We start from the raw sequence: 22,451 nt of genomic DNA on the forward strand, positions 1-22,451 counted from the left end.
TCGCTCCGACTCAGTCACTGACTTTTGTCAGAAATTGACTTTCAATCAAACGATCGATCGGCAACTGGCAATCGATTAAAATGATGAATTAGCAGAATTATCGAATGCTGACACGTATGAACAAAACTTCCAAGCTATTGAAATCAAATTTCTTTTTTGCCCCTACATATTGATGAAAAGATAAGAAAGTGATATTCGAATATCCAGAATTGAGCTCAAATTTCCTCAGTCATTAGCCGCTCCTATTCATTTTAAAAACTGAAAAAATCAGTCAACTGGTACAATAATTGAGACTGCCGTTCTGCAATGAACACCGTAATTAGCAAATTCATTCGCGTCTGGCGAAGCTGGTCCTGTCTATTTCTTCTAGCAAGCCAATTATTGGCAGGAAGATACTATGTCGCCCCGACTGGAAATGATGCCAATCCCGGCACAGCGACATTGCCCTGGCGCAGCATCAAGATCGCCAATCAACGGCTTCAGCCAGGGGATACGCTCAATTTGAGACAGGGTCGTTATAACGAAACCATTCAACCGGTGAATAGCGGCACGGCAGTGGCTCCAATTGTATTCCGTTCCTATCCCTCCGAGGTCGCCGTCATCCATTCTCGTCCAGTCGGCGTCAATTTAAGTGGCCGCAGCTACATCATCATTGACGGCATCTATTTTGAACGATGCAATTATTTCGTTCGCTCATATCCTGAGGGATTCGACCATTGCACGATCCGAAACTGCGTGATGAACGAGCAGACTGGCTGGTGCGGCATCGAAGTGGGAGATGGGTCAAGTTACAATCAAGTCCTCGATAATTTTATCAACGGGTCAGGCATCGAGGGAGATGCAATTCATATCGGTTCCGACGATGTCGGCGAGAAATATGGCGCACAATATAATTTAATCGCCAATAATGAATGCACTGGAACCATGCACGGAGGGATTTGCTGCGCTGGAGACAGAACGCAATTCAATATCATTCGTAATAATTATGTCCATGATATTGGGGATGTCAGCATCGCCACTGGTGCGCTAACCCGCTGGGTGCTGATTGAAGGAAACCGCTGTCAGAATCCAGGCGGAGATCCCGATGGGGCATGCGGTATCCAAATCCGTTCCGATTACACAATTGTCCGTCGGAACATCGTGACCCGAGATTTACATTCTAAAGTCGATGGCAGCGGCGCTGGGATCGAATTGCAATCGACTTCAGAACGTCCTTGGGTGCGTTATAACAAGGTGTATCATAATGTGATTGCCAATTTCAATCAGGGGAACACCACATGGTATGGAATCAAGTTAGCAGTATATAATACTGAAGTGCCGTTTGGACCAAACATTTTTAAGAACAATATCATTTTCAACAACGGCACTGGTTCCCAGCAAGGCTTCCAAATCGGTTTTACACGAATGATTAACGCTCTCCCATTGGAATATTTCGATGGGAATCTTATTAGCACAGGGACGTTCGGCCAACCAGTTATCTACTTTTTTGAATATAACCGCCAGCAACTCAGCCTCGCTGCTGCAATTGCCCAATATCCCGAAGTGTTCGGCTCGCACAATCTCGATGCAGATCCTCATTTCGCTGACAAAAATAAATTGGATTTTCAGTTAACATCTCAATCGCCATGCATCGATGCAGGGGTCTCGTTGACTAAAACAGTAGATGAGGGTTCTGGAACACAAATTCAAGTAGAAGATGCTAGCTATTTTTGCGACGGATGGGGAATCATTGAAGGGGATGTGATTCAGATCGGCGATCATGAGCCGGTGCAAATTATCGCTATCGATTATGCAACCCAGATTGTCACAATCAATCGGGCATTGCAATGGCAAGCTGGTGAAGGCGTTTCGTTTCCCTACTGTGGCCTTGCACCAGAAATCGGAGCGCATGAGTATTGTGTTCAAAAAGACACCTCGGCTCCCAGATCGCCTCAAAATATCAAAATTTCTGGCTCACTTTGATTGAGCCACAGTTCAAAATTTGTTTCCAAACGCGCCAAAAAGCATTCCAGCCAGTGAATCGTTGATTGGTCCGGGCTACTAACATCTATCAAAAAACTGATCACAATCAATAATCGCACCATTTCCAATATTCATCCAGCATGGCCATATAATTGTCATATTTGGCGCCGACCGCCACTGAATGGCTGGTGCCGAGGATGAAGCGACCGTTCGGCTTGGCACATTGCATGGCGCGCTGCACGTCCTGGCGAACCTGAGCAGCCGTCCCGCTCACCAGATGCTCCACAGCGACCCCACCCCAAAGCGTGATTCTGTCGCCATGAGATTTTTTGAGCTGACAGATATCCATGTGAGCTGTCGGTTGGATCGATTGGTAGGCATCATAACCGATTTCAATAAAAAAATCCAACAGCGCATTGTTGTTCCCGCAACAATGCTTCATCACTTTCTTACCGAATTTGTCATGAATATGTCTCACCCGTGCTTTATTCGGCTCAAGAAAATATCTTTTGAACAGCTCGGGGCTGATGAATGGGCCACTATTATAGGCAAAATCAGCTCCCCATAGAATAGCGTCAGAGTCTGGATGGATGAAAATTTCATCTGCCAGGTTCTGTTGTTTTAAATAATAAGCTGTTGCTGCCTCGATAACATCAGGTTGCTCGATCAACATCATTAAGCTGCGCTCCATGCCGGCCAGCATGAGGATGCCGATTTCACCTCCATCTGGACCACAAATGAACTTATCATGTTTAAACCGTTGGATCACCGTATCCACGATCCGCCAAGATCGTGCATCGCGTTGCGGCAGCGCTGGCGCACGCTGGAACTCGGCAACAGTAAATTCCCTCTGTTCCATCACTGGATCTTTAATGCAGGTGATATCCGCTGTGATTTCTGAATATTTGTAAATCCGACCATATTTGTCCTCCCAGGTATTGTCATTGATCTTTCGCGGCGGGGGATCATCGGTCTCCGGCGGGATCTGCCAGGTAGCCATGGGGAAGGTAATTATATCAAGATCTAACTTCTCGTGCAACTCGATATGGTCTTTTATATAGCTTTCAGCCACCTCATCGTGTCGGCCTTCCCAGAAAGCGATTTGGGACTTTGCTTTCGCACGAAAATAGGTCTCATGGCCGAGGATCTTTTCTACTGTATCGAAATCAATAGCGAACTCCCCAATGGGGACTCGATCTGGGATTTTTCCCTCCAGCGTTGCCAATACGCGTTGTTTGGAATTCATCATTCGACCTATCTCAAATCTCTTTTTGGAGCTGACGAGGCTCAGCCCTATGCTTGGCTAAAGTTCTCCTTCTGTTTTACAATTTTGCTGTTACCCATCTCGATTTGGCAAAACCGCATTCACCAGCTCTTTCTGCTTGCGCGATTGAGCCCTCTTTCATCCGCCATTCCGATCTGCAGATCCCAATTCACTCCCCTATTGCTTTCTCTAAGATTTCGGTGAGTTCTTCATCGGTGAGTTCAATGGGATTTCCCTTCATGCTGCTGGCTTGTTTCGCTTTTTGAACGACCTTTGGGATGTCCTTTTGAGCCAAACCGAACCTCTTCAGCGGAGGTATTTGAAGTTGGTCACATAGATCTTTAATCCAGGTCAAGCCATCTTCCGCATTTGCATCTGGCCTCCCAGTGATGATTTCCGCCAACTCTTTATATCGAACCAAAGATGGAGAATTGGACTGCCTTCTGACCAGCGCGCGAATATTCGTTTCCATGACGAACGGAAGAATTCTGGCGCAAATCACACCGTGAGGAGCAGGAAACATGCCGCCCAAAGGGGCAGCAAAGCCATGGACCGCGCCTAATCCCGCATTGGCAAGAGCGATACCGCTGAACAAGCTTGCGATTGACATATCAGCGCGTGGCTCTGCATCATGACCATTCTGAAAGGCCCGCAGCAATGACCGAGCGGCTCGGCGAATCCCCTCACGACAGAGTCCATCGGTCAGCGGATTAGCCTTTTTCGTCACATACGCCTCCATCAGTTGGGTCAGCGCGTCCAGGCCGGTGCTGGCAGTGACCGAGGGAGGCATCGAATAAGTCAATTCTGGATCCACGATAGCGCAGGCTGGCAACATAAAAGCACTGCGAATGCTCACCTTCACCCCATTCTGCTCCGATTTCAACACTGCGTTTCGCGTCGCCTCAGCACCCGTCCCAGCCGTAGTCGGAACAGCCAAGTATGGCACTGCTCGACGTTCAAGCTGCTTGCCGCGACCGATGACCTCCAAATAATCCAGCAGCTCCCCGGTATTGCTGAGCATCGCTGCCACAACTTTGCCCGTATCTATTACGCTTCCCCCTCCAATTCCAATTACCAGTTCGCAGCGTTTCTCTCGGGCACGCTCAATCGCTTCTTCTGCCAGTTCAATCGTTGGCTCGCCACTTACGAAAAAAGGGATCAATTCCAATCCCTCTCGGCCAAGTCGGTCGAACAACGGGTGGGACAAATCCCATGTTACTACCATAGCACGTTGCCCGAATTCCTTGGCAATTGAGCCGATCTGGGCGCTTGTCCCATTCCCGAATATGATTCGGTTCGCTGTCGCAAAATCAAATTGGATCATCTCATCCTCTAATTGGTGGATCGTGCTCGAAAATTATTGGGCTAAACACCAAGAAACATTTTTCAGAAACTGCTATGAAAATGTCAACCCTCCGCCGTTATATTCAAAGGGCTCAATTCCCCATAAAAAAATTGAGCCCGTTTACTTCAAATCAGCACCATTATCACATCTTCACCATCCCGAATCGTCTGGGAAAATGTTGGAATAAACCAGTCGAGTTCGCGGCGTCACCAACATGGGCTCGACCACCTCTCGCCATTTTTGATAATGTGGGGTCTCTTTATGTTTAGCAGTATCCGCTTCCGTCCGATAAACTTCGACCAACACAAAGCGGGTCGGATCGTCCTGCTGCTGAATCACATCGAACCGCGCGATTCCTGGCTCCTGAACGCTCGCTCGGGCGTTTTCGACCACAGCAGCTTTAAAATTTTCGATCTGATCCGGTTTGACATGACAAAACACGTGAACAATGTACATAAATGATTCCTCGCTCGTTCAAAAACAGCTCTGACGATGCCCCATCGCCTAAAAAAATTCGATCATTAAACCCTGAAGGAACGACTTTGGTTTCAAACTGAATTTTAAATCCAACTCGGTTTCTCCGGAAGATGCGCATTAAATTCTGCAATGAAATGCTGTTCAACTTCCGCTGTATATTTTCCTTCAAGAAATTGATCGATAATCTCATGATAAAACCGCTCCCAGGATTGTTCCTCCTGGCCTGGGATGATTGGGTAGAACAACAGTTTATTGGCTTTGGCAGCTTTGAGATCGCCAGGCGCATCCCCAACCATCAGCCCTCTGCCAGCAGCATACTTGCCTTGCGTGGTGAACTGCAATTGTTCTTTCTTGCTTCCAACCTCCTGACCAGCAATAATGGCAACGTAATGATCGATATCATTTTCCTGCCATTCGCGCATCAACGCTTCCAATGGCGTCCCAGAAACCACGATGATGTCAGCCTTGTCTCGAAGTTTCTCCAGGCTTTCCTTCACCAATGGAAACGGCTTAACGCCTTTAACAACCCGAGCCACTGCCTCATTGACCGCCAAACTCCAATCATAAATTTTCTTGAGCTCATCGCTGTTAGTTCGCTCGATCTCAGCCTTTAACGCAGGATTGCCAAGTTTGGTCTCCCGCGATGTCCATTCCTTGAGCGCGGTGAGCTCTGGAATAACAACCCCGCGACGCTTCACCGCCTCACGCTGGCGCAGCAGATCGAACGCCTTCTGCAGCGCAAAAAAGCGGTTGCAGCCACGATCCTGAGAGTATAAATTGACGAACTCCCAAGCCTCGCGTGCATATTTCGAAATCGGTGCTAAGCCCCATTTCTCTATCGTCACTGGGCAGAAGCATTCCTTTTGCTTCGGCTCCATCGAGTCAAAAACGCATCCATCTGAATCGATCCCGACAAAGAATTCATGTTTCGGCTGAAAATTTATGAGACTATCCCGATCAAACTTCATCTCTATTCCACCTCAATTTTAAACCGCAAGTTACATTACCACTTTTCCATCAGCAATCACTGCGTACTGATCACTGATGACTGATGACTAATTACTGATCACTGACAACAGACTTCTGCCTATTGCACAAGACTCATCGCTCAACCCGTGCGCTTCCCCCAGCCATAAGCTTCTCGACTTCTTTCAATGTGGCCATTGAGGTATCGCCGGGAGTGGTCATCGCCAGTGCGCCATGAGCTGCGCCATATTCGACCGCTTTTTGCGGATCGCCAGTGGTCATAAGTCCGTAAATTAAACCAGAGGCAAAGCTATCTCCGCCGCCCACGCGATCCAAAATTTCCAGATTGGGCCGGAACTGGGCCTCATAAAATTTCCCCTCATGCCAGCAAATGGCGCCCCAATCATTGATGGTCGCAGTCTTTACGGTTCGCAACGTCGTGGCAACAACCTTAAAATTCGGATACGCCTTCACTACTTGGGCGATCATTTTTTTGAAACTCTCGACTGGGAGATTGGCCAATTTTTCATCGACTCCTTCAACTTCAAAACCCAAGCTGGCGGTAAAATCTTCTTCATTACCTATCATCACATCGACATGCTTAGCAATTTCTCGATTCACTTCCTGCGCTTTCTGCTGACCACCGATCCCCTTCCATAAGGAGGGCCGGTAGTTCAAATCGTACGAGATAACAGTGCCGTGCTTTTTGGCTGCAGCCATGGCCTCTAAGATCACCTCTGGCGTGGTAGGTGATAGCCCAGCGAAGATCCCGCCGGTATGAAACCATCGCACCCCAAGCTCGCCAAAGATCATATCCCAATCGAAATCGCCCTTTTTCAACTGAGAGGCTGCGGTATTACCACGGTCGGAGCAGCCAACAGCACCCCGAATGCCGAATCCCCGCTCAGTGAAATTTAGACCGTTCCGAACGGTCCGGCCAATGCCGTCATAAGGCACCCATTTGATCAGCGAGACATCCACGCCACCCTGCAGGATAAAATCCTCGATCAACCGACCCACTGGATTATCGGCAAATGCTGTAACAACTGCGGTCCGCAATCCAAAGCAGCGGCGCAATCCCCGAGCCACATTGTATTCACCGCCGCCTTCCCAGGCCCGAAACCATCGAGCTGTATGAATTCGGCCCTCACCTGGATCAAGCCGCAGCATGATTTCACCCAAAGAAATTTCATCGTACTTGCATTCAGAAGCAGGCTTAATTGAAAGTCCCATCGTTCCACTCCTATTTTTTATTGATGATCATGAACCATCGAAACTCTTTGCTATCCCTCTCGAACCAAAATGCGAGATTCAGAATGATAGCGACTGTTTATCTCAACGCACGTCTATTTAATCGATATTAGGTCGATCAGCTCTCGCCGAATCTGCGTTCCTCGGATCGAGCATCACATGGGATGAACCACTGTCACTAAGCTCAACCCAGGCGGAACTTAAAAACATAGATGGTCAGACGCTTTTATTCTAACCAATGCGTATGGAAAAATTGTCCTCGAGGCCGATCTACACGTTCATACGTATGGGCACCAAAATAGTCCCGCTGCGCCTGAAGCAGATTGGCGGGCAACCGCTCGCTGCGATATCCATCGTAATAAGCCAGCGCGCTAGTGAACGCAGGAATCCAAATCCCGTATTCCGTCGCAGTGGCAATGACTTTCCGCCAAGCTGCCTGAGTTCGTTCAATCGCCTCTTTAAAATACGGATCCAACAACAGATTTGGCAGATCGGGCTGACGATCGAATGCCTGCTTAATATTATCCAGAAACTTTGCCCGAATGATGCAGCCACTGCGCCACAATAGCGCGATGTTGCCGTAGTTCAAATTCCACTTGTACTCCACCGAAGCCGCTCGCATCAATTGAAAGCCCTGGGCATAGGAACAAATCTTAGAGGCGTACAATGCTTGCCGGATCATTTCGATAAATTCTTTTTTCTCGCCCTTAAATTGAAGCTGGGGGCCATGGAGATGTTTGGAAGCAGCAACGCGTTCCTCTTTCAGCGCGGTCATCGTTCGCGCAAAAACCGCTTCAGCAATAGTCTGAGCAGGAATCCCCAGATCCAGCGCCACTTGACTGGTCCATTTCCCAGTGCCCTTTTGACCAGCAGTATCCAAGATGACTTCGATCATGGGCTTGCCCGTCTCTTTGTCCTGCTTTCCCATGATATGGCTGGTGATCTCGATCAAATAACTATTTAACTCTCCTTCATTCCAACGCCCAAAAATTTCTCGCATCTCTTTTGGGGTCAATCCAAGGAGCCGTTCCATGATGAAATAGGCCTCGCAGATCATCTGCATATCTCCATACTCAATGCCGTTGTGCACCATCTTGACGAAATGACCAGCTCCGCCTTCGCCAACCCATTCGCAGCACGGCGTTCCATCCGGTACTTTGGCTGCAATCGCCTGAAAGATCGGTTTCACCAGCGGCCATGCCTCGGGATTGCCCCCAGGCATAATCGAAGGTCCCCAAAGCGCACCTTCTTCTCCCCCACTGACGCCTGTCCCAACATATAGGATTCCATCTTTCTTCAGATCATTATTCCGACGCTCCGTATCCATGAAATAACTATTACCGCCATCGATCAGCACATCCCCGGGCTCGAGATAAGACCTCAGCTCAGAGATTACCGCATCCACAGCTTTGCCCGCAGGGACCATCATCATGATTTTCCTCGGTACCTGCAAACCATCGATGAATTGCTTCAGCGTAAAGGCAATGGTAGCGTTCTTGCCAGCAAATTGTTGCTTAGCTGCCTTCAATTTCGTTTCATCTACATCATAACCGATCACTGAAAAGCCATGGCGCTCGATATTCAGGGCTAAATTCTGCCCCATGACGCCCAGTCCGATCAGTCCAATATCATAAACTCCCATCTCGTGGCTCCTTCAAAATATGTCCTTCAATAAATTATTTTAGCTGAAAATTACGAGTCTGATGGATATTCTTTTTCCAAAAGAATTGGCATCCATCCAAAATGGCAAAGTCATTTTAAGCGACCATCGGAAGCGAAGAATCTCTTGCTTTATCTCAAATCGTCGCCCTTATCGAAGGGATTCTTCGGTGCTTCGCGCTTCAGAATGATATGATCTCACCTTTCAATCGCTTCGGTTACCGCACCTATCCCAAGCCAAAACCATCAATGGACCGAAAAGCTGCAAACATCAGATGGTCATCGCTGAAAAGCCACCGTCCACCCGAATGATCGCTCCTGTGACGAATGACGACGCCTTGTCCGAGGCCAACCAAATCACCGCACCGATCAATTCGGCAGGATCGCCGAACCGCGCCATCGGCGTATGGTTGAAGATCTGAGCAATGCGATCCTCTGTCAAGATCTTTCGGTTCTGTTCCGCTGGAAAAAAGCCTGGCGCGATCGCATTGACCCGAATGTGATAGGGCGCCCACTCGCGTGCCAGATACTGGGTCAAATTGTTGACCCCGGCTTTTGAAATACTATAGGTGAACACTTTTGAGAGCGGCGGCCCTGATGATGCTGAAGAGATATTGATAATGCTCCCCCCCGTTCCCTGATCAATCATTCTGCGACCAAATATCTGGCAAGCGAAAAACATGCTCTTGAGATTTACATCCAGAATCTTATCCCATTCCGATTCCTGAATCTCAAAAAACGGCGTCATCGAATTGATGCCAGGCGCATTGATCAAAATATCGACATGCCCAAAAACTGCATCGATTTCTTGTGAAACTGACTGCAAGGCCGACTTCTGGGAAGCATCAGCCATCAATGCCAGGGTTTCAACCCCTCGCTTGGCCAATTGCTCTGCTCGATGCTTCGCAAGCTCCAGGTTAATATCGACAATGGCGATATTCGCTCCAGCTTGGGCCAATCCATCCGCCATGCTGCCAGCCAAGACTCCGCCACCACCAATAATGACAGCAGTCTTGCCTTTCAAACCAAAAAGTTCATCCAGGTAACTCATTTGTTTCCCTCCCTTCCAGCCCAATTATTAAACAATAGCTTGCATTTATGTTCATGCACTATCTCAGATTCTATGCACCATATCATGTCGCCATCAAATTTTTAGAACCAACCGAGATAATGGATACCGTGGCCTAATGTCAACTTCAGATAAAGACATAGATTCGTCATGTGGCGAACCGCTTAATCCTGGGCCAGAAAAATTGGTTTAATATGTCGTTCGAAAATATTGGTTGTCACATTTCTTGTGATCTCCGCTTCGTAACGATCCAAGGCTTCCAAGTAGCGGTCCCCAAGCTCGGCGGCGATTTTATAGGCAACATGAAGCAATTGCCGAAAATGGGGATTATAGTTGGGATGATCGACGTGATGACGCAAAGTAGTGGCGAACCGCTCTTCATCCCAGCGATCGACCTCAAAGGGCTGTGGCAACTTGCCACGATCAATATCAACCACAGCCGCGTATGGCGCGCATAATTCCTCGAATCGCTCCCAGGCGGAGCGATAGATCCCTTTCGCCAGTGCCAACCCTTCGCCACCAGCTTCGGCAAGACCGATCAACTCCTCCAGCCAGGTCGTGCCGGCTGTCTTGAGATGCACGCCTGCGTCGAATTGTACCAACGCATTTCGAATGAGCGGATAGATCGAAAACTTATCGCTCCCCGAATGGACACTCAATTTGAGATCTCGTGGTAGAGAAAATTCGTCGATAGCAAATCGAATGACTGCCAGATGTTGGGCAAATTCGATGGCAAATCGATCTAAGTCGCCAATATAATCGATCCCTTTATTAAACCTCCCGCTGAATTTCGGGGCAATGGTTGCAACTGGAATTTCCCGATTAGCCAAGCCGGCAAGGATAAATAACAATTCGACAGGCGTCTGAGGTGAGCTGGTCTCATCCATCGACACTTCGACCACCCAGTTATCACCGTCTTTTTTGCTGAAGATATAGGCGTAAATTTTTCCAGCGGCTTCAATGGCAGCGAGATATTTGCTCGCTATGCTCTCAATTCGCTCTCGTGTGATGATTAACGGCTCTGCGATCCCCGGGATTTCAATCGAGCCCAGATATCGTCGATGCTGCTCTACGAACAACGCCTGCTTTTTGGCATCGACTGGCTGGCCAATAAAATCCGCAACATCAATGGTGAAAAAGTCAGATGAGTCCAAAAAGAAGTCGATGTTTTTCATCCCGATATGATCAGCATCAACAAAATAGCTGTCCTTCCAACCAAGAGCCCGCACTGCTCGATCGGCAGCTTTTCGAACGTCATCTGGCTTGCTGCCAATAAGCTGATGTTCGCGGAATGACTTATTCCAGACTGGTGTAATGGTCACGCCATGATTCTTCGCCAAAATAAAGGCCTCTAACTGAGCCCTGGCTTGATGACCAAAGCGGTCGCCTACGCCAAATGAGTATTTGCCTAACTTCATAGCATTCCCTTTTGCAATGATCTAGTTTTTGTTTCCTTCGATCAATGAAACATTCTCCCCCGAAAATGGAGATTAAGGTTTCGCAGCTTCTCGTGATGACAGATTGATTGACAAGCTAACTTTTTCATCATCTGAAGTAATGTTCTTTTGAAACACTTGCAATTTTCAGCACGAAAAATCCAGCTCAGCATCAATATTTTAGAAGCTGAATGCGAAACCTTAGCGACATTTCAACCAAGCTTCAGATCGACGATTTGGTGAATTTAGAGCTTATAAGCCGTCTTCACCAAATCGTAAGCCATGGATCGGCTCATTTTTCTGGCATCTTCGAAATCAATGATATGACGAGCCACCAACCCAGCCAGGAAATTGGAATCGATGCGCCGGGACAGATCGTGCCGTGCTGGAATGGATGGAAAGGCCCGGGTATCATCATTGAAGCCGGCCGTATTATATATGCCAGCCGTTTCAGTCACCATTTGACGATAGCGCGTCATTCCCTCAATGCTATCGTGAAACCACCAGGCAGGTCCCAATTTCATGGCCGGATAATGCCCAGCCAGCGGCGCCAGCTCGCGCGAATAAGTGCTTTCATCCAAAGTAAAAACGATCAGCGTGAAACGTGGGTCATTGCCGTATTTATTTAATAGCTCATGAAGATTGCGAGTGTATTCGGTCTGAATCGGGATATCGCATCCCTTATCTGGGCCGAATTTTTGGAAGATGAATTGATTATGGTTGCGGAAGGATCCGGGATGAATTTGCATCACCAGCCCATCCTCGACGCTCATGCGAGCCATTTCCATCAACATATGAGCTGTGAATTGAGCAGCATCCGTCTCATTGGCCTTGCCTTTTAGCGCGCGCTGAAAGATCGACTCTACTTCGGCAGGGGATAATTCATGGGTGTATGGGCTAACCACCCCCTGATCCGTGGAAACCGCACCCATAGATTTGAAAAATTGGCGACGCATTTCAAGCGCGTGAATAAAACGTTGAAAGTTGGTGATCTCCACACCGCTGGCACGTTCGAGCGCTTCGATCTGCTGCTTCCAGTTTGGATACGTGATATTGACCACCGCATCCGGGCGGAAACACGGGATGATGTTCCCCTTCCAACCTGAATTTCTGATCTGCTGATGATATTCTAGCGAATCGGCAGCACCATCGGTGGTTGTCAAAACCTCGATATTAAATCGATCGAACATCGCCTGCGGCAAAAATTCTGGCTGTTGTAATTTCTCCGAAATTTGATCGTAAATCCGCATTGCGGTCTCGCCATTTAGCTTTTCCTTAATACCAAAAACCGTGGCAAACTCATGATTCAACCAAACGCCGGTCGGAGTGCCAGCAAATAAATAATAGTGATCCCCAAATATCTGCCAGATCTTCCGATGATCGGTCTCTACTGGCGAACCATCCACCGTTGGAATGCCCAGAGACTCCAATGGAATCCCCTGGGAATAGAGCATTCGAAAGATATAATGATCTGGGATCAAGATCAGTGCAGTTGGATCGGGAAATGGTTTGTTCTCAGCAAACAATTTCGGGTCCACATGTCCATGCGGGCTGACAATCGGAAGATTTTTTACTCCCTCATAAAGTTGGCGCGCGATTTTCCGAACAACTGGATTTGGGTCAAAAAAACGATCATCATCGAGGATTAATTTTGAGGCCATAACCTTCCATGCTCCCCAGTTAATTATTAGGTTTTGAAAATCAGAATATCCTAAATTGCTCCTTCATCCCTGCGACTCCAAGCAGCCTTGAGAAAAGTGACTCCTGTATTCGCAGAGTTCATTTTGCCCAATTATGATTCATGTCTTGTACAGGATTTTCGTTCAATGAGCTTCACTTCCAAAATCAATTTCTCATTTAGAAATCGTTCAGGTTGTTGCATCTGTTGTATTAACATTTCTGCTGCCTTGTAACCAATCTCATAAGCTGGCACGTGAACCGTAGTTAACGGGATAGAAAGAAAGGCACTGATATCAATGTCATCGAAACCCAATACTGAGACCTGATCGGGTACAGCGATGCCGAGCTGTTGCAGCGCATTGATCAGCCCAATAGCGACAAGATCATTGTAGCAGAATACAGCACTGGGAATCGATTTTGTATTCGAAAAAAAGTTCATAGCAGCTTGGTAGCTACTGGCGATGGAAGATCCAGCCGGCTGCGTCCGATCCTTTGGGATGGGCAAATTGTGTTCGATGAATGCCTGATGATAACCTGCCAAACGATCCCGACTATGGGAGGAATAAGATGGGCCTGCAAAATAAGCGATGTCACGATGCCCCAATTGGATCAAATAACTCACGGCCATCTGTGCGGCGCGAACGTTATCAATATCCACAACATTGGTGCTATAATTGCCAATCGCTCCCAGCGTTACCAACGGGATCTTTTTCCGCAATAGCTCGGCAAGATGCAAAAAATCCATCTCCTGGTCCTGCAATGGCGAAACAATTAACCCATCCACGCGCTGGCTCACCAGCGTTTCGATGCTCTGCAATTCTTGTGCGGGGGATAATTCTGAACTACCCAATAGCACGGTGTAGCCGTTCTCGCAGCAACAATCGAACACCCCTTTCATCACCCTGGCAAAATAAGGGTTATCGATCTCCTTTATCACCAGGCCAATACATCGGGTTTTTCGAATGGATAGCGATCGAGCGACTTCGCTGGGACGATAATTGAGCCGCTTGATCACCTCTAAAACCTTGTCGCGCGTGGCTGGCGCCACTGTGGATTTGTTATTTAATACGGCTGAGACCGTCGCTTTTGACACGTTGGCCACTCGAGCGACATCTTCAATCGTAATGTTCATTTGATGAACCGATTTTTTGAATGATATTAAAGAATCATCTTATTGGTAATAATCTAATTAATCAGGCATTATTATAACATTTTTTGAACCGCTTCAAATAATAAGATATAACTTTTTTGCTCAATGTCAAGCAAAATTTTTGGTCATAATAACAATATGAATACACCGCCCGTTAGCTAATCTTCTCTCGGCGCTCTCTTTTTTGTTATGGACCAGATAAATAGCATTTGCCGACCAGTCCAACGCCGATCTTGAGTCATTCATTGCCGATCGATCAAAAGTGCCAGCGAAAGAAATGAACTCCTTTTATTAGTTAGCGTTGGCTGACAAAAAAAATCCTTCCGCTTCATCAGCGGAAGGATCGAACCAAGTTAAAACGAATCCACGATATCAGTGATCAGAGGGCATCATCTTCGTCTGCCATGCAGTTCACGATTTCCAAAAGAAACTTCCTGAACTCTGCAGCGAATTCCTTGCGCTTCAAAGCGAATTCTACCGTGGTCTTCAAATAGTCCAGCTTGTTTCCGATGTCGTACCGTTTGCCTTCGATGATATTGGCGTAGATGTTCTCCCGGCGCAACATGAGCCGCATTGCATCGGTCAATTGAATCTCGTTATTCTTTCCCGGCGGCGTTTGCTCGATCGCCTTGTAAATCTCCGGAGTCAATATATACCGTCCTGCGATCGCCAAATTGGAAGGACTTCGCTCTGGGTCTGGCTTTTCCACTAATTCAGTTACCTCCCAAATGCTATCGCTGAGCATTTTTCCACCGATGATCCCATAACGGGAGACTTTTTCGCTCGGTACAGGTTCGACGGCGATGATAGTGGCGCGAAATTGATTGTAAACATCGATGAGTTGCTGTGTAACAGGGATGACTGAATCGACAATCGTATCACCTAACAGGACGGCGAACGGCTCGTTCCCAGTATGCAGCCGAGCTTGATAGATGGCATCGCCCAGGCCATTCAGTTCCTTCTGCCGTATAAAATGGATGTTGGCCATGTCAGCGATATGACGGATTTCATTATACAAAGTTCGATCATTATTGTTGCCCAGCCGGGCTTCCAACTCAAAATTTCGATCAAAATGGTCCTCGATCGCTCGCTTGCCTTTGCCCGAAATGATCAAAATATCATCAATCCCAGAATCCACTGCTTCCTGGACAACATATTGGATGGTCGGCGTATCGATGATCGGTAGCATCTCCTTGGGCTGAGCTTTTGTTGCCGGCAAAAATCGGGTTCCCAAACCGGCGGCGGGTATCACTGCTTTTCTCACCATGCGAATCCAATTCTCCTATCACAAAATGTAAGGTTTTATCACTCTTGCTTTGATTTTTTTCAATTCGACCACCAATCGAGTTAACATGTCATCATCTTGATAGATGCCAACAATAGACCCCCCAGAACCAGCAAATTTCGCTGAAGCTCCGCAATCGCGAGCCGTCTTCACCAATTGAAGGTTGCTCTCGCTGATATTCATGATCTCCCGTCGACGGTCGAAATTCTCATTGATCAGCTCGTTGAGTCGCTTGAGATCGCGCTTTAGAATCGCTTCCCTTCCCTCTTCGGCTATGTCAGCAATTCGTTTTAGTGTAGCGATCACATGGGGATCGCCGCGCTCCCAGCGGGTCTTAATATCGCTCAGGACTTTGCCCGAAACCTTACCTAACTCGGTCTTGTATGCAATGTAAAGTGGCGGAAGAAGCCTCGGATCGATCCGCTCATACTCACCGTGCCCCTTGGCCTCCATTATGGCACGATCAAAATTCATGTAAACGCACCCTTCATACGCTTGAATAACTCGATCCTGCAAACCAGCGTTGATCCCTAATTCGTCCACTTCTGCTGAAAGCACAATATTGGGCAAAATCTCCTGAGGAATTTTCACCCGATAGAACTTCATCAACGCGCGCATTGTTGCGGTGATGATTGCGCTGGATCCAGCCAATCCCACCTGCCTGGGGATCGAAGAATGATAACGGATCGTGAAATTCTGGTTGCTCAACTTGATGCTATGGGACTCACAGTACTCATAAAATTTCTTGATCGCTGCTTTGATCAATCGATCTCCACCATAATAGCCCACCAAGTTGACCGACTCCACCATGTCATAAATATTCCGATAGACATTTCGATCCTCAAGTTGCGATTCGATCCGCAACTCGGGTGTCTCATATAAAGATACATGAGCCCCAAAATTTTTCACGATAATCGAAATCGTTTTGCCAAAATAACCATCCGAGGGATTGCCCAATAGACCAGCCCGCGCATAAGCTCGCGCTTCGATAATCATACTCTATTCCTCAATTTGACGGGATAAAATCGGTGATATTTTAAAGAATTCGCGATAACTACCTCATTATCCAACTGCACACTTCTTGGGTCTGCTCCAGATCGCCGAATAAGTGGCGATAATATAATGCGAGTTTCATTGAGAATCAAGTGAATATTTTTAGCGAAATAAGTTTTTTGAGCCAATCCATTAAATAAATGACCCGATAGTTCCGACAATGTCTCAATCTCGTCAGCTCTCCGCTTGACATTCAAAGAAAATTTTTTTATATTTTTACTGCTTGACCTATATTTTCGTTTTAGACTGAGAAAAGCTGGACCAGATCGTTTGATCATTCACATTTAACCCAAAGAGGTGTACGATCGCCTGAACGCGCCGAGGCCAGAACCAACATTATTTGGAAGGCGCATCTGGTTTATATGGGATCGTTCGTATTCCTGTCTTCGTTCGTTGTAAAACTTTTCGCTGATCCGATCATCAGCTTGCCCCTAGCCTGGACAGGTCATGGGGTAAGATTTCGGATTGGCTATGCAAATGATCCAGGGAGGAGCTGAAAATCATGCCTGCCAATCTGACGCCCCAATATTTAGCAGCTGAAGAGCGGTATAAACAGGCAAAGGATGACCGCGAGAAGCTGAAGGCCTTAAAAGAGATGATGGCCTACATCCCGAAGCATAAAGGCACTGAGAAAATGCAGGCAGAAATCAAGCGAAAAATTGCCCGCTTGAAGGATGAGATGGAAGGCGGAAAATCGAAAGGTGGGCATCGTTTTAGCTATAGTGTCGAGCGGGAGGGCGCAGCCCAGGTGGTGGTCGTCGGGCCGCCCAATGTCGGAAAATCATTGTTGATCTCTCAATTGACTGGCACTCAATTAGAAGTCGCCGATTACCCATACACCACTCGGATGTTCCAGCCTGCCATGATGCCTTATCAAGATATCCAAGTTCAATTGGTCGATTTACCACCCCTTTCTAAAGAATTCACCGAAAATTGGATTTCTTCCATGATTCGGGTTGCCGACATGATGCTACTGGTGATCGATGTCAGCCGGGACGATGCCATCGAGCAATTGGACACCACGCTTGAAATTTTGGAGCGGTTCAAAATTAAGCCGCTGAACATTACCGGAGATAACGATGGAAATTTTTCGCACTATGCAATTTTGAAAACACTTTTGATCGCTAATAAAATTGACCTGCCTCAGGCCCTGGTCAATTTCCAAATTCTAAGCGAATTGTATGGAAACCAGTTCGAACTCATCCCAGTATCAGCGCTTTCGCAACACAATCTCCCGCAGCTTAAAGAGATAATGGTCGCGAGATTGGAGATCATTCGAGTCTATTCTAAGCGCCCGGGCCATGAGCCAGAAATGGATCGTCCTTTTACTTTTCGCAAAGGCAGTACATTGCTCGACTTTGCCCGGGCGGTCCATAAAGATTTTGCAGAGAAACTTAAATTTGCTCGCGTTTGGGGCAGCTCGGTGTTCGAGGGGCAGCGCATTAATCGAGATTACATTCTTCAAGATAAAGATATCATCGAACTTCACATTTGACGCCGCCCCAGATGCCCAGCTATTGTCTCTTCAGGATATTTTCGATAAACTCTACCGCCTTGCCCACAGTTTTGACGCTCAGCGCAGCGTCCTCGTCCATTTCAATATCAAATTCCGCCTCAAAAGCAGCCACCAGCTCAATGCTGGCCATCGAATCCGCTCCCAAATCCTTCACAAAATCCGAGTCGTCTTTTATATCTTCGAGTTTCACCTTCAACTGCCGTGCAATGACGTTCTTTACACGTTCTTCTACGGTCATGATAAATAGCCTCCTGTTTTCTTCTGAGTTTAATCTTTCCACTTTTTGCTTAATACTTTTTCAAAACAAATGGATTGGCATCAAGCTGGACCTTTATTCCAAACCTTTAGCCTCTCTTGTCCCACAAGTTGCTTAACTTGTTTCTGTTTTAAAAAGCAAAATTCGATTAGACTCGCTTATCGCTTTCGGTGCGCTGGTCATCAGCGTCAACCTAAGAGCATTATGCCATTCTGAGCGACCACATGAAGGGAAGAATCTCCTGATTGAGCTCAAGAGTGTACATTTATAAGGGATTCTTCATCGTTTCGCTCCTTAGAATGACAGCATCTACCCATGGATTCGCTGAGGTTGACGCCAAAGATCCGCCGGCGAACGGGAAACTCCTCGAAAGCTGACGAGGAATGAAATCCCCATCCGTTTCACAGTGGATGACATGGCGACAGAGCTTGTTTTGCCACAGAAACCGACTAATTCGTTCCGAATATCAGTTTCCACAATACATTTATCGCTCAATAGCATGCCACTTTGGTGATCAGCTTTGACTTTGAAATCCTTTTTTTATCCAATAACTTCGCTCTTCCTTGGTCATTTCGAACACGGTCCTCAACAGCGCCTCGTCCTCTGGCGTCAATTGAACCTTGCGACGCGCCATGGCCTTGGCCGCCGTGTCGACCATATGTTGAAATCCAAATCCCTTTGTAGCGCGATTATTGATGAACCAGCAGAACGAGGGCACAAATTTCGGGATCAAAGCACCAGCATTGACGACATTGCTCATAATACCAACGACAGCGCCAGTCGTAAAAAGCGTGCCGATGCTGGTCTTGGTGTGATCGCCAATGAATGATCCGACTTTTAAATCCCGAGAATCGACTAACTCGCCCTTGATATAAATTTGCACCGAGGTATAATCGTTCTTCAGATCGCTATTTGTGGTAAATGCGCCAAGGTTTACCCATTCGCACACATACGCATGTCCCAGGAATCCATCATGGTGTTTATTGGAATAGCCGTGGATGATGCTCTCCTCAATTTCCCCCCGCACACGGCATACAGGTCCGATGGCGCAGCCCTCCCGAATGTTGCCGCCGAACACCTGCGTTTGTGCCCCTATGGCATTGGGGCCTTCGATATGCGTATAAGGATGAACGATCACATCCTGATCTAGAATAATCGGGCCATGGCTGGTATCGAGCGTCACAAACGGCCGCACGGATGCACCAGAGGCGATGTGGATCAAATTCGGATCTCCCACGATCGCTGCCTGGGGGGAAAGCTCGCCGTGGATCCCCCGATACTCAATGTGCTGAAAATCATCGGCGATGGCCTTGCTGTTGTGCTGGATCAAATTCCATGGAAAGCAAATCAATTTCGCATCGATATTTTTATTCGGCAACCGATCTGCCGCTCTCTTCAGCAACTCGCCCACGTTATTGGCACCGATCTGCTGCACCGTAGAAGCCTTTAATCGAGCATAGATGATCTGTCCCTCGGACTGGGCAACTTCCTCAGGCCCTTCAACTTGCAAGGTGATATCTATTGCTAACAGCCGTCCATTTACCAATAGTAAATCCCCATTCAGCGCGTTGAACTGGTTCACCCGATCGGCGCCATATTTTTTCGAAAATACTGGTGCCAGATATTCGCGCATAAAATAGTAATAATCCTGATCCCCCAAAAGCCGCTGGATCTTTTGCACAAGTTTCGTATGGCCACATTTCAGCTCATAAACAGGTCGCAAATATGTCAATGGATACAAATTGTCAAACTGATCATCTTCAAAAATGATTACTTTCATAACGGTCTCCAGAATTTTATTGTTCAGAAATTGTTTCTCGTGATCAGAATCATTGGACCGCAAAATCTGGGGATGATCGGCTGCAAAAAGCAGTAGCATAGACTCAAATCTGCCCATGGTTTGCTGCGCCGGCCTTATTTCAGCCGATTCATCCCCGGAATCAGTTTATGTCAAATAGCCAGTATATTCGGTGGAAAGCAATGAAGCTGCTTCTCGATCACAAAGGATAAATGCCTTGCGATGCATCTGGACAATAGTAGCTGGATATAGCGCTGTGATCGGTCCTTCAACCGTGGCTTTGATCGCCTTCGCTTTGTTTTTGCCACTGGCCAAAAGCAGCAACGCCTTGGCATCCATAATGGTTCCTACACCCATGGTAATCGCATATTTGGGCACTTCCTCATGGCTCTCGAAAAATCGCTTATTGTCCCAGCGAGTCTCCTGTCGCAACGTTTTGATCCGCGTTCGCGATCCCAATGATGACCCAGGCTCATTGAAGGCGATATGCCCATTGGCACCGATTCCCAAAATTTGAAGATCAATCCCACCATAAAATTTGATCCGCTCTTCGTACCATTCACAGAATTCCTCGATATCTTGAGCCATGCCCTGTGGAATATGGACGTAACGAGGGTCCACATTAATATGTTTGAACAAATTCTCCCACATGAAATAATGGTAGCTCTGCGGGTGCTCTGGCGGCAAACCGACATACTCATCGAGATTGAAGGTTGTCACCTTCGAAAAATCTAACCCCTCTTCTTTGTGCATCCGAATGAGCTCTTTGTACAATCCCAATGGGGTGCCTCCTGTTGCAAATCCCAACACGCAATTTGGTTTGCGCCGAACCAGATCGGCCACCATCTTGGCAGCCTCCTTGCTCATTTCATCGTAATTCTCCTTGATGATGACTAACATAGCTGTTACCTCCAATTAAATGAACGTTGCATAGTTCAAGATATGGTACTGAATCTAAGATTTATTTAAAGCTGCGGGCTTAGTTTCCGCATTGCAAAAGCGTAAAAGTGGGGATATACAAATTAGCTCTAAAGCGCGTTCCCATGTCAAAAATTTAAATCATCCATTAGCCTGGTAAACACTTTTTCCAATGGATCGATACAGAAGAATAAGATCCTCCTTGGACAATGGCAAAAATGAACTAGCGGTTGGAACAACATCAATTTTACAGTTGGGGCATATTTCAGAAGAGAATCAGAATGGGCCGGTGGCGTTCTGATCGAAATTAGCACCATCATTGCGCTTGCACCGCTGTCACCGCTGTCACCCCTACGATGTCCTCCACACTGGCGCCTCTGGAAAGATCGCTAACTGGCTTGGCGAACCCCTGCAAAAACGGACCAAACGCCTTGGCCTTGCCTAAATATTGAACCAATTTGTAAGCAATATTGCCTGAATTGAGGTCTGGAAATATGAGCACATTGCATTGCCCTGCTACGGGGCTTTCTTTGACTTTTTTTTGGGCGACCCTGGGTACGATCGCAGCATCGGCCTGGAGCTCGCCATCGATGGCAAGTTCGGGCGCCATCTGCCGGGCCAATTCTGTCGCCCGAATCACCTTATCCGCCTCCTCATGGCTGGCACTTCCCTTGGTTGAAAACGACAACATGGCAATCTTCGGTTCAATTTGCAGCAGCCGCCGAACATTTCGTCCTGTTACTATGGCAATTTCAGCTAATTGTTCGGCTGTCGGCTTTATGGTCACTGCACAATCAGCAAAGACAAAGATCTTATCCCTCTCACCGAGAAATTCTGGAACAACCATGATGAATAACGATGATGGATTAGAGACTCCGGGAGCAAAACCGACTGTCAAGCTGGCTGCTTGAATGACTGAGGCCGTGGCATGGGCCACCCCACAAACGACCCCATCCGCATCGCCCTGGGCAACCATCATCGCACCGAAAAGCAGCGGCTTTTTCAGAAGTTTTTCGGCGATCTTTTCGGTGACATTGTCCCGCTGGGCACAATATCGAGCCACATAGTCACCAAATTGCGGAGAATCCACTGGGGATATAACATTAACGCCGTCCAAATTGATGCCCAATTGCCGGCTTTGTTCGCGCACGGCCGAATCATCGCCGATGAGAATGGGATGGGCAATGTGTCGTTGCAAGATCAGCTCTGCTGTCTTCAAAATTCGCTCATCATTTGATTCTGGAAAGACAATCCGTTTGGGCTGTAAAGAGGCCCGCTGAATGAAGTATTCCATCAATTCCATAGTTCATTCCTCTGCTGCCACGGTTCATGAAAGATATTATTCGTTGCTCATGTCGAAACGGAA

General features: G+C 47.3%; 18 protein-coding genes. 2 read left to right on the forward strand and 16 right to left on the reverse strand.

From position 1 onward, the window contains the following. Positions 1 to 306 precede the first annotated feature (306 nt). Positions 307 to 1,962: a right-handed parallel beta-helix repeat-containing protein gene (locus ONB37_04510; protein ID MDZ7399411.1), complete on the forward strand. Its 1,656-nt coding sequence runs from the start codon at positions 307 to 309 to the stop codon at positions 1,960 to 1,962. 106 nt (positions 1,963 to 2,068) lie between these two features. On the opposite strand, the gene ONB37_04515 is transcribed toward ONB37_04510, so the two are convergent. The 12 genes from ONB37_04515 to ONB37_04570 all read right to left on the reverse strand — a co-directional run bounded on the left by ONB37_04515 (position 2,069) and on the right by ONB37_04570 (position 16,540). Beyond that, entirely contained in the window at positions 2,069 to 3,211 is a 1,143-nt protein-coding gene (locus ONB37_04515) for a hypothetical protein (protein MDZ7399412.1), read from the reverse strand. A 184-nt stretch (positions 3,212 to 3,395) separates the two neighbouring features. Further along, positions 3,396 to 4,550, reverse strand: coding sequence for an iron-containing alcohol dehydrogenase (locus ONB37_04520; GenBank protein MDZ7399413.1), 1,155 nt, complete (start codon positions 4,548 to 4,550; stop codon positions 3,396 to 3,398). Positions 4,551 to 4,721: 171 nt separating this feature from the next. Continuing rightward, on the reverse strand, positions 4,722 to 5,027 hold the full coding sequence (locus ONB37_04525; GenBank protein ID MDZ7399414.1) for an antibiotic biosynthesis monooxygenase: 306 nt from the start codon (positions 5,025 to 5,027) through the stop codon (positions 4,722 to 4,724). A gap of 104 nt (positions 5,028 to 5,131) precedes the next feature. Next, the gene (locus tag ONB37_04530) at positions 5,132 to 6,016 is read right to left on the reverse strand and encodes an HAD hydrolase-like protein (GenBank protein ID MDZ7399415.1); all 885 of its coding nucleotides are present in this window, start codon (positions 6,014 to 6,016) and stop codon (positions 5,132 to 5,134) included. Positions 6,017 to 6,149: 133 nt separating this feature from the next. After that, entirely contained in the window at positions 6,150 to 7,247 is a 1,098-nt protein-coding gene (locus tag ONB37_04535) for a sugar kinase (protein MDZ7399416.1), read from the reverse strand. 244 nt (positions 7,248 to 7,491) lie between these two features. Then, positions 7,492 to 8,907: a decarboxylating NADP(+)-dependent phosphogluconate dehydrogenase gene (gnd, locus tag ONB37_04540; GenBank protein MDZ7399417.1), complete on the reverse strand. Its 1,416-nt coding sequence runs from the start codon at positions 8,905 to 8,907 to the stop codon at positions 7,492 to 7,494. 288 nt (positions 8,908 to 9,195) lie between these two features. Further along, positions 9,196 to 9,975 (reverse strand): SDR family oxidoreductase, encoded by a 780-nt coding sequence (locus ONB37_04545; protein ID MDZ7399418.1) that lies wholly within the window; start codon positions 9,973 to 9,975, stop codon positions 9,196 to 9,198. A gap of 182 nt (positions 9,976 to 10,157) precedes the next feature. After that, entirely contained in the window at positions 10,158 to 11,411 is a 1,254-nt protein-coding gene (locus tag ONB37_04550) for a tagaturonate epimerase family protein (GenBank protein MDZ7399419.1), read from the reverse strand. A gap of 263 nt (positions 11,412 to 11,674) precedes the next feature. Then, positions 11,675 to 13,090 (reverse strand): glucuronate isomerase, encoded by a 1,416-nt coding sequence (gene uxaC, locus ONB37_04555; GenBank protein MDZ7399420.1) that lies wholly within the window; start codon positions 13,088 to 13,090, stop codon positions 11,675 to 11,677. Between the two features lie 131 nt (positions 13,091 to 13,221). Beyond that, the gene (locus ONB37_04560) at positions 13,222 to 14,241 is read right to left on the reverse strand and encodes a LacI family transcriptional regulator (protein MDZ7399421.1); all 1,020 of its coding nucleotides are present in this window, start codon (positions 14,239 to 14,241) and stop codon (positions 13,222 to 13,224) included. Positions 14,242 to 14,638: 397 nt separating this feature from the next. Beyond that, positions 14,639 to 15,526, reverse strand: coding sequence for a UTP--glucose-1-phosphate uridylyltransferase GalU (gene galU, locus ONB37_04565; protein MDZ7399422.1), 888 nt, complete (start codon positions 15,524 to 15,526; stop codon positions 14,639 to 14,641). Positions 15,527 to 15,544: 18 nt separating this feature from the next. Further along, on the reverse strand, positions 15,545 to 16,540 hold the full coding sequence (locus tag ONB37_04570) for a GHMP kinase (GenBank protein MDZ7399423.1): 996 nt from the start codon (positions 16,538 to 16,540) through the stop codon (positions 15,545 to 15,547). 559 nt (positions 16,541 to 17,099) lie between these two features. Between ONB37_04570 and ONB37_04575 the strand changes: the two genes are divergently transcribed. Next, on the forward strand, positions 17,100 to 18,092 hold the full coding sequence (locus ONB37_04575; GenBank protein ID MDZ7399424.1) for a 50S ribosome-binding GTPase: 993 nt from the start codon (positions 17,100 to 17,102) through the stop codon (positions 18,090 to 18,092). A gap of 19 nt (positions 18,093 to 18,111) precedes the next feature. On the opposite strand, the gene acpP is transcribed toward ONB37_04575, so the two are convergent. The 4 genes from acpP to pta form a co-directional block, all read right to left on the reverse strand. Further along, positions 18,112 to 18,351: an acyl carrier protein gene (gene acpP, locus ONB37_04580; protein ID MDZ7399425.1), complete on the reverse strand. Its 240-nt coding sequence runs from the start codon at positions 18,349 to 18,351 to the stop codon at positions 18,112 to 18,114. Between the two features lie 532 nt (positions 18,352 to 18,883). Then, the gene (locus ONB37_04585; GenBank protein MDZ7399426.1) at positions 18,884 to 20,149 is read right to left on the reverse strand and encodes a putative sugar nucleotidyl transferase; all 1,266 of its coding nucleotides are present in this window, start codon (positions 20,147 to 20,149) and stop codon (positions 18,884 to 18,886) included. Between the two features lie 165 nt (positions 20,150 to 20,314). Next, the gene (gene nagB / locus ONB37_04590) at positions 20,315 to 21,067 is read right to left on the reverse strand and encodes a glucosamine-6-phosphate deaminase (GenBank protein MDZ7399427.1); all 753 of its coding nucleotides are present in this window, start codon (positions 21,065 to 21,067) and stop codon (positions 20,315 to 20,317) included. A 334-nt stretch (positions 21,068 to 21,401) separates the two neighbouring features. Beyond that, entirely contained in the window at positions 21,402 to 22,388 is a 987-nt protein-coding gene (pta, locus tag ONB37_04595; protein ID MDZ7399428.1) for a phosphate acetyltransferase, read from the reverse strand. Positions 22,389 to 22,451: the final 63 nt, after the last annotated feature.

The sequence above is a fragment of the candidate division KSB1 bacterium genome (genome assembly GCA_034506395.1).
Classification (GTDB): Bacteria; Zhuqueibacterota; Zhuqueibacteria; order Thermofontimicrobiales; family Thermofontimicrobiaceae; genus Thermofontimicrobium.

Bases quoted from the DNA above. Each gene is read 5' to 3' on its own strand.
- gnd (MDZ7399417.1), bottom strand. From the start codon at position 8,907: ATGGGAGTTTATGATATTGGACTGATCGGACTGGGCGTCATGGGGCAG.
- ONB37_04585 (MDZ7399426.1), bottom strand. From the start codon at position 20,149: ATGAAAGTAATCATTTTTGAAGATGATCAGTTTGACAATTTGTATCCA.
- ONB37_04520 (MDZ7399413.1), bottom strand. From the start codon at position 4,550: ATGATCCAATTTGATTTTGCGACAGCGAACCGAATCATATTCGGGAAT.
- ONB37_04530 (MDZ7399415.1), bottom strand. From the start codon at position 6,016: ATGAAGTTTGATCGGGATAGTCTCATAAATTTTCAGCCGAAACATGAA.
- ONB37_04535 (MDZ7399416.1), bottom strand. From the start codon at position 7,247: ATGGGACTTTCAATTAAGCCTGCTTCTGAATGCAAGTACGATGAAATT.
- acpP (MDZ7399425.1), bottom strand. From the start codon at position 18,351: ATGACCGTAGAAGAACGTGTAAAGAACGTCATTGCACGGCAGTTGAAG.
- ONB37_04560 (MDZ7399421.1), bottom strand. From the start codon at position 14,241: ATGAACATTACGATTGAAGATGTCGCTCGAGTGGCCAACGTGTCAAAA.
- ONB37_04550 (MDZ7399419.1), bottom strand. From the start codon at position 11,411: ATGAAGTTAGGCAAATACTCATTTGGCGTAGGCGACCGCTTTGGTCAT.
- galU (MDZ7399422.1), bottom strand. From the start codon at position 15,526: ATGGTGAGAAAAGCAGTGATACCCGCCGCCGGTTTGGGAACCCGATTT.
- ONB37_04525 (MDZ7399414.1), bottom strand. From the start codon at position 5,027: ATGTACATTGTTCACGTGTTTTGTCATGTCAAACCGGATCAGATCGAA.
- ONB37_04515 (MDZ7399412.1), bottom strand. From the start codon at position 3,211: ATGATGAATTCCAAACAACGCGTATTGGCAACGCTGGAGGGAAAAATC.
- ONB37_04510 (MDZ7399411.1), top strand. From the start codon at position 307: ATGAACACCGTAATTAGCAAATTCATTCGCGTCTGGCGAAGCTGGTCC.
- uxaC (MDZ7399420.1), bottom strand. From the start codon at position 13,090: ATGGCCTCAAAATTAATCCTCGATGATGATCGTTTTTTTGACCCAAAT.
- ONB37_04575 (MDZ7399424.1), top strand. From the start codon at position 17,100: ATGCCTGCCAATCTGACGCCCCAATATTTAGCAGCTGAAGAGCGGTAT.
- pta (MDZ7399428.1), bottom strand. From the start codon at position 22,388: ATGGAATTGATGGAATACTTCATTCAGCGGGCCTCTTTACAGCCCAAA.
- ONB37_04570 (MDZ7399423.1), bottom strand. From the start codon at position 16,540: ATGATTATCGAAGCGCGAGCTTATGCGCGGGCTGGTCTATTGGGCAAT.
- nagB (MDZ7399427.1), bottom strand. From the start codon at position 21,067: ATGTTAGTCATCATCAAGGAGAATTACGATGAAATGAGCAAGGAGGCT.
- ONB37_04545 (MDZ7399418.1), bottom strand. From the start codon at position 9,975: ATGAGTTACCTGGATGAACTTTTTGGTTTGAAAGGCAAGACTGCTGTC.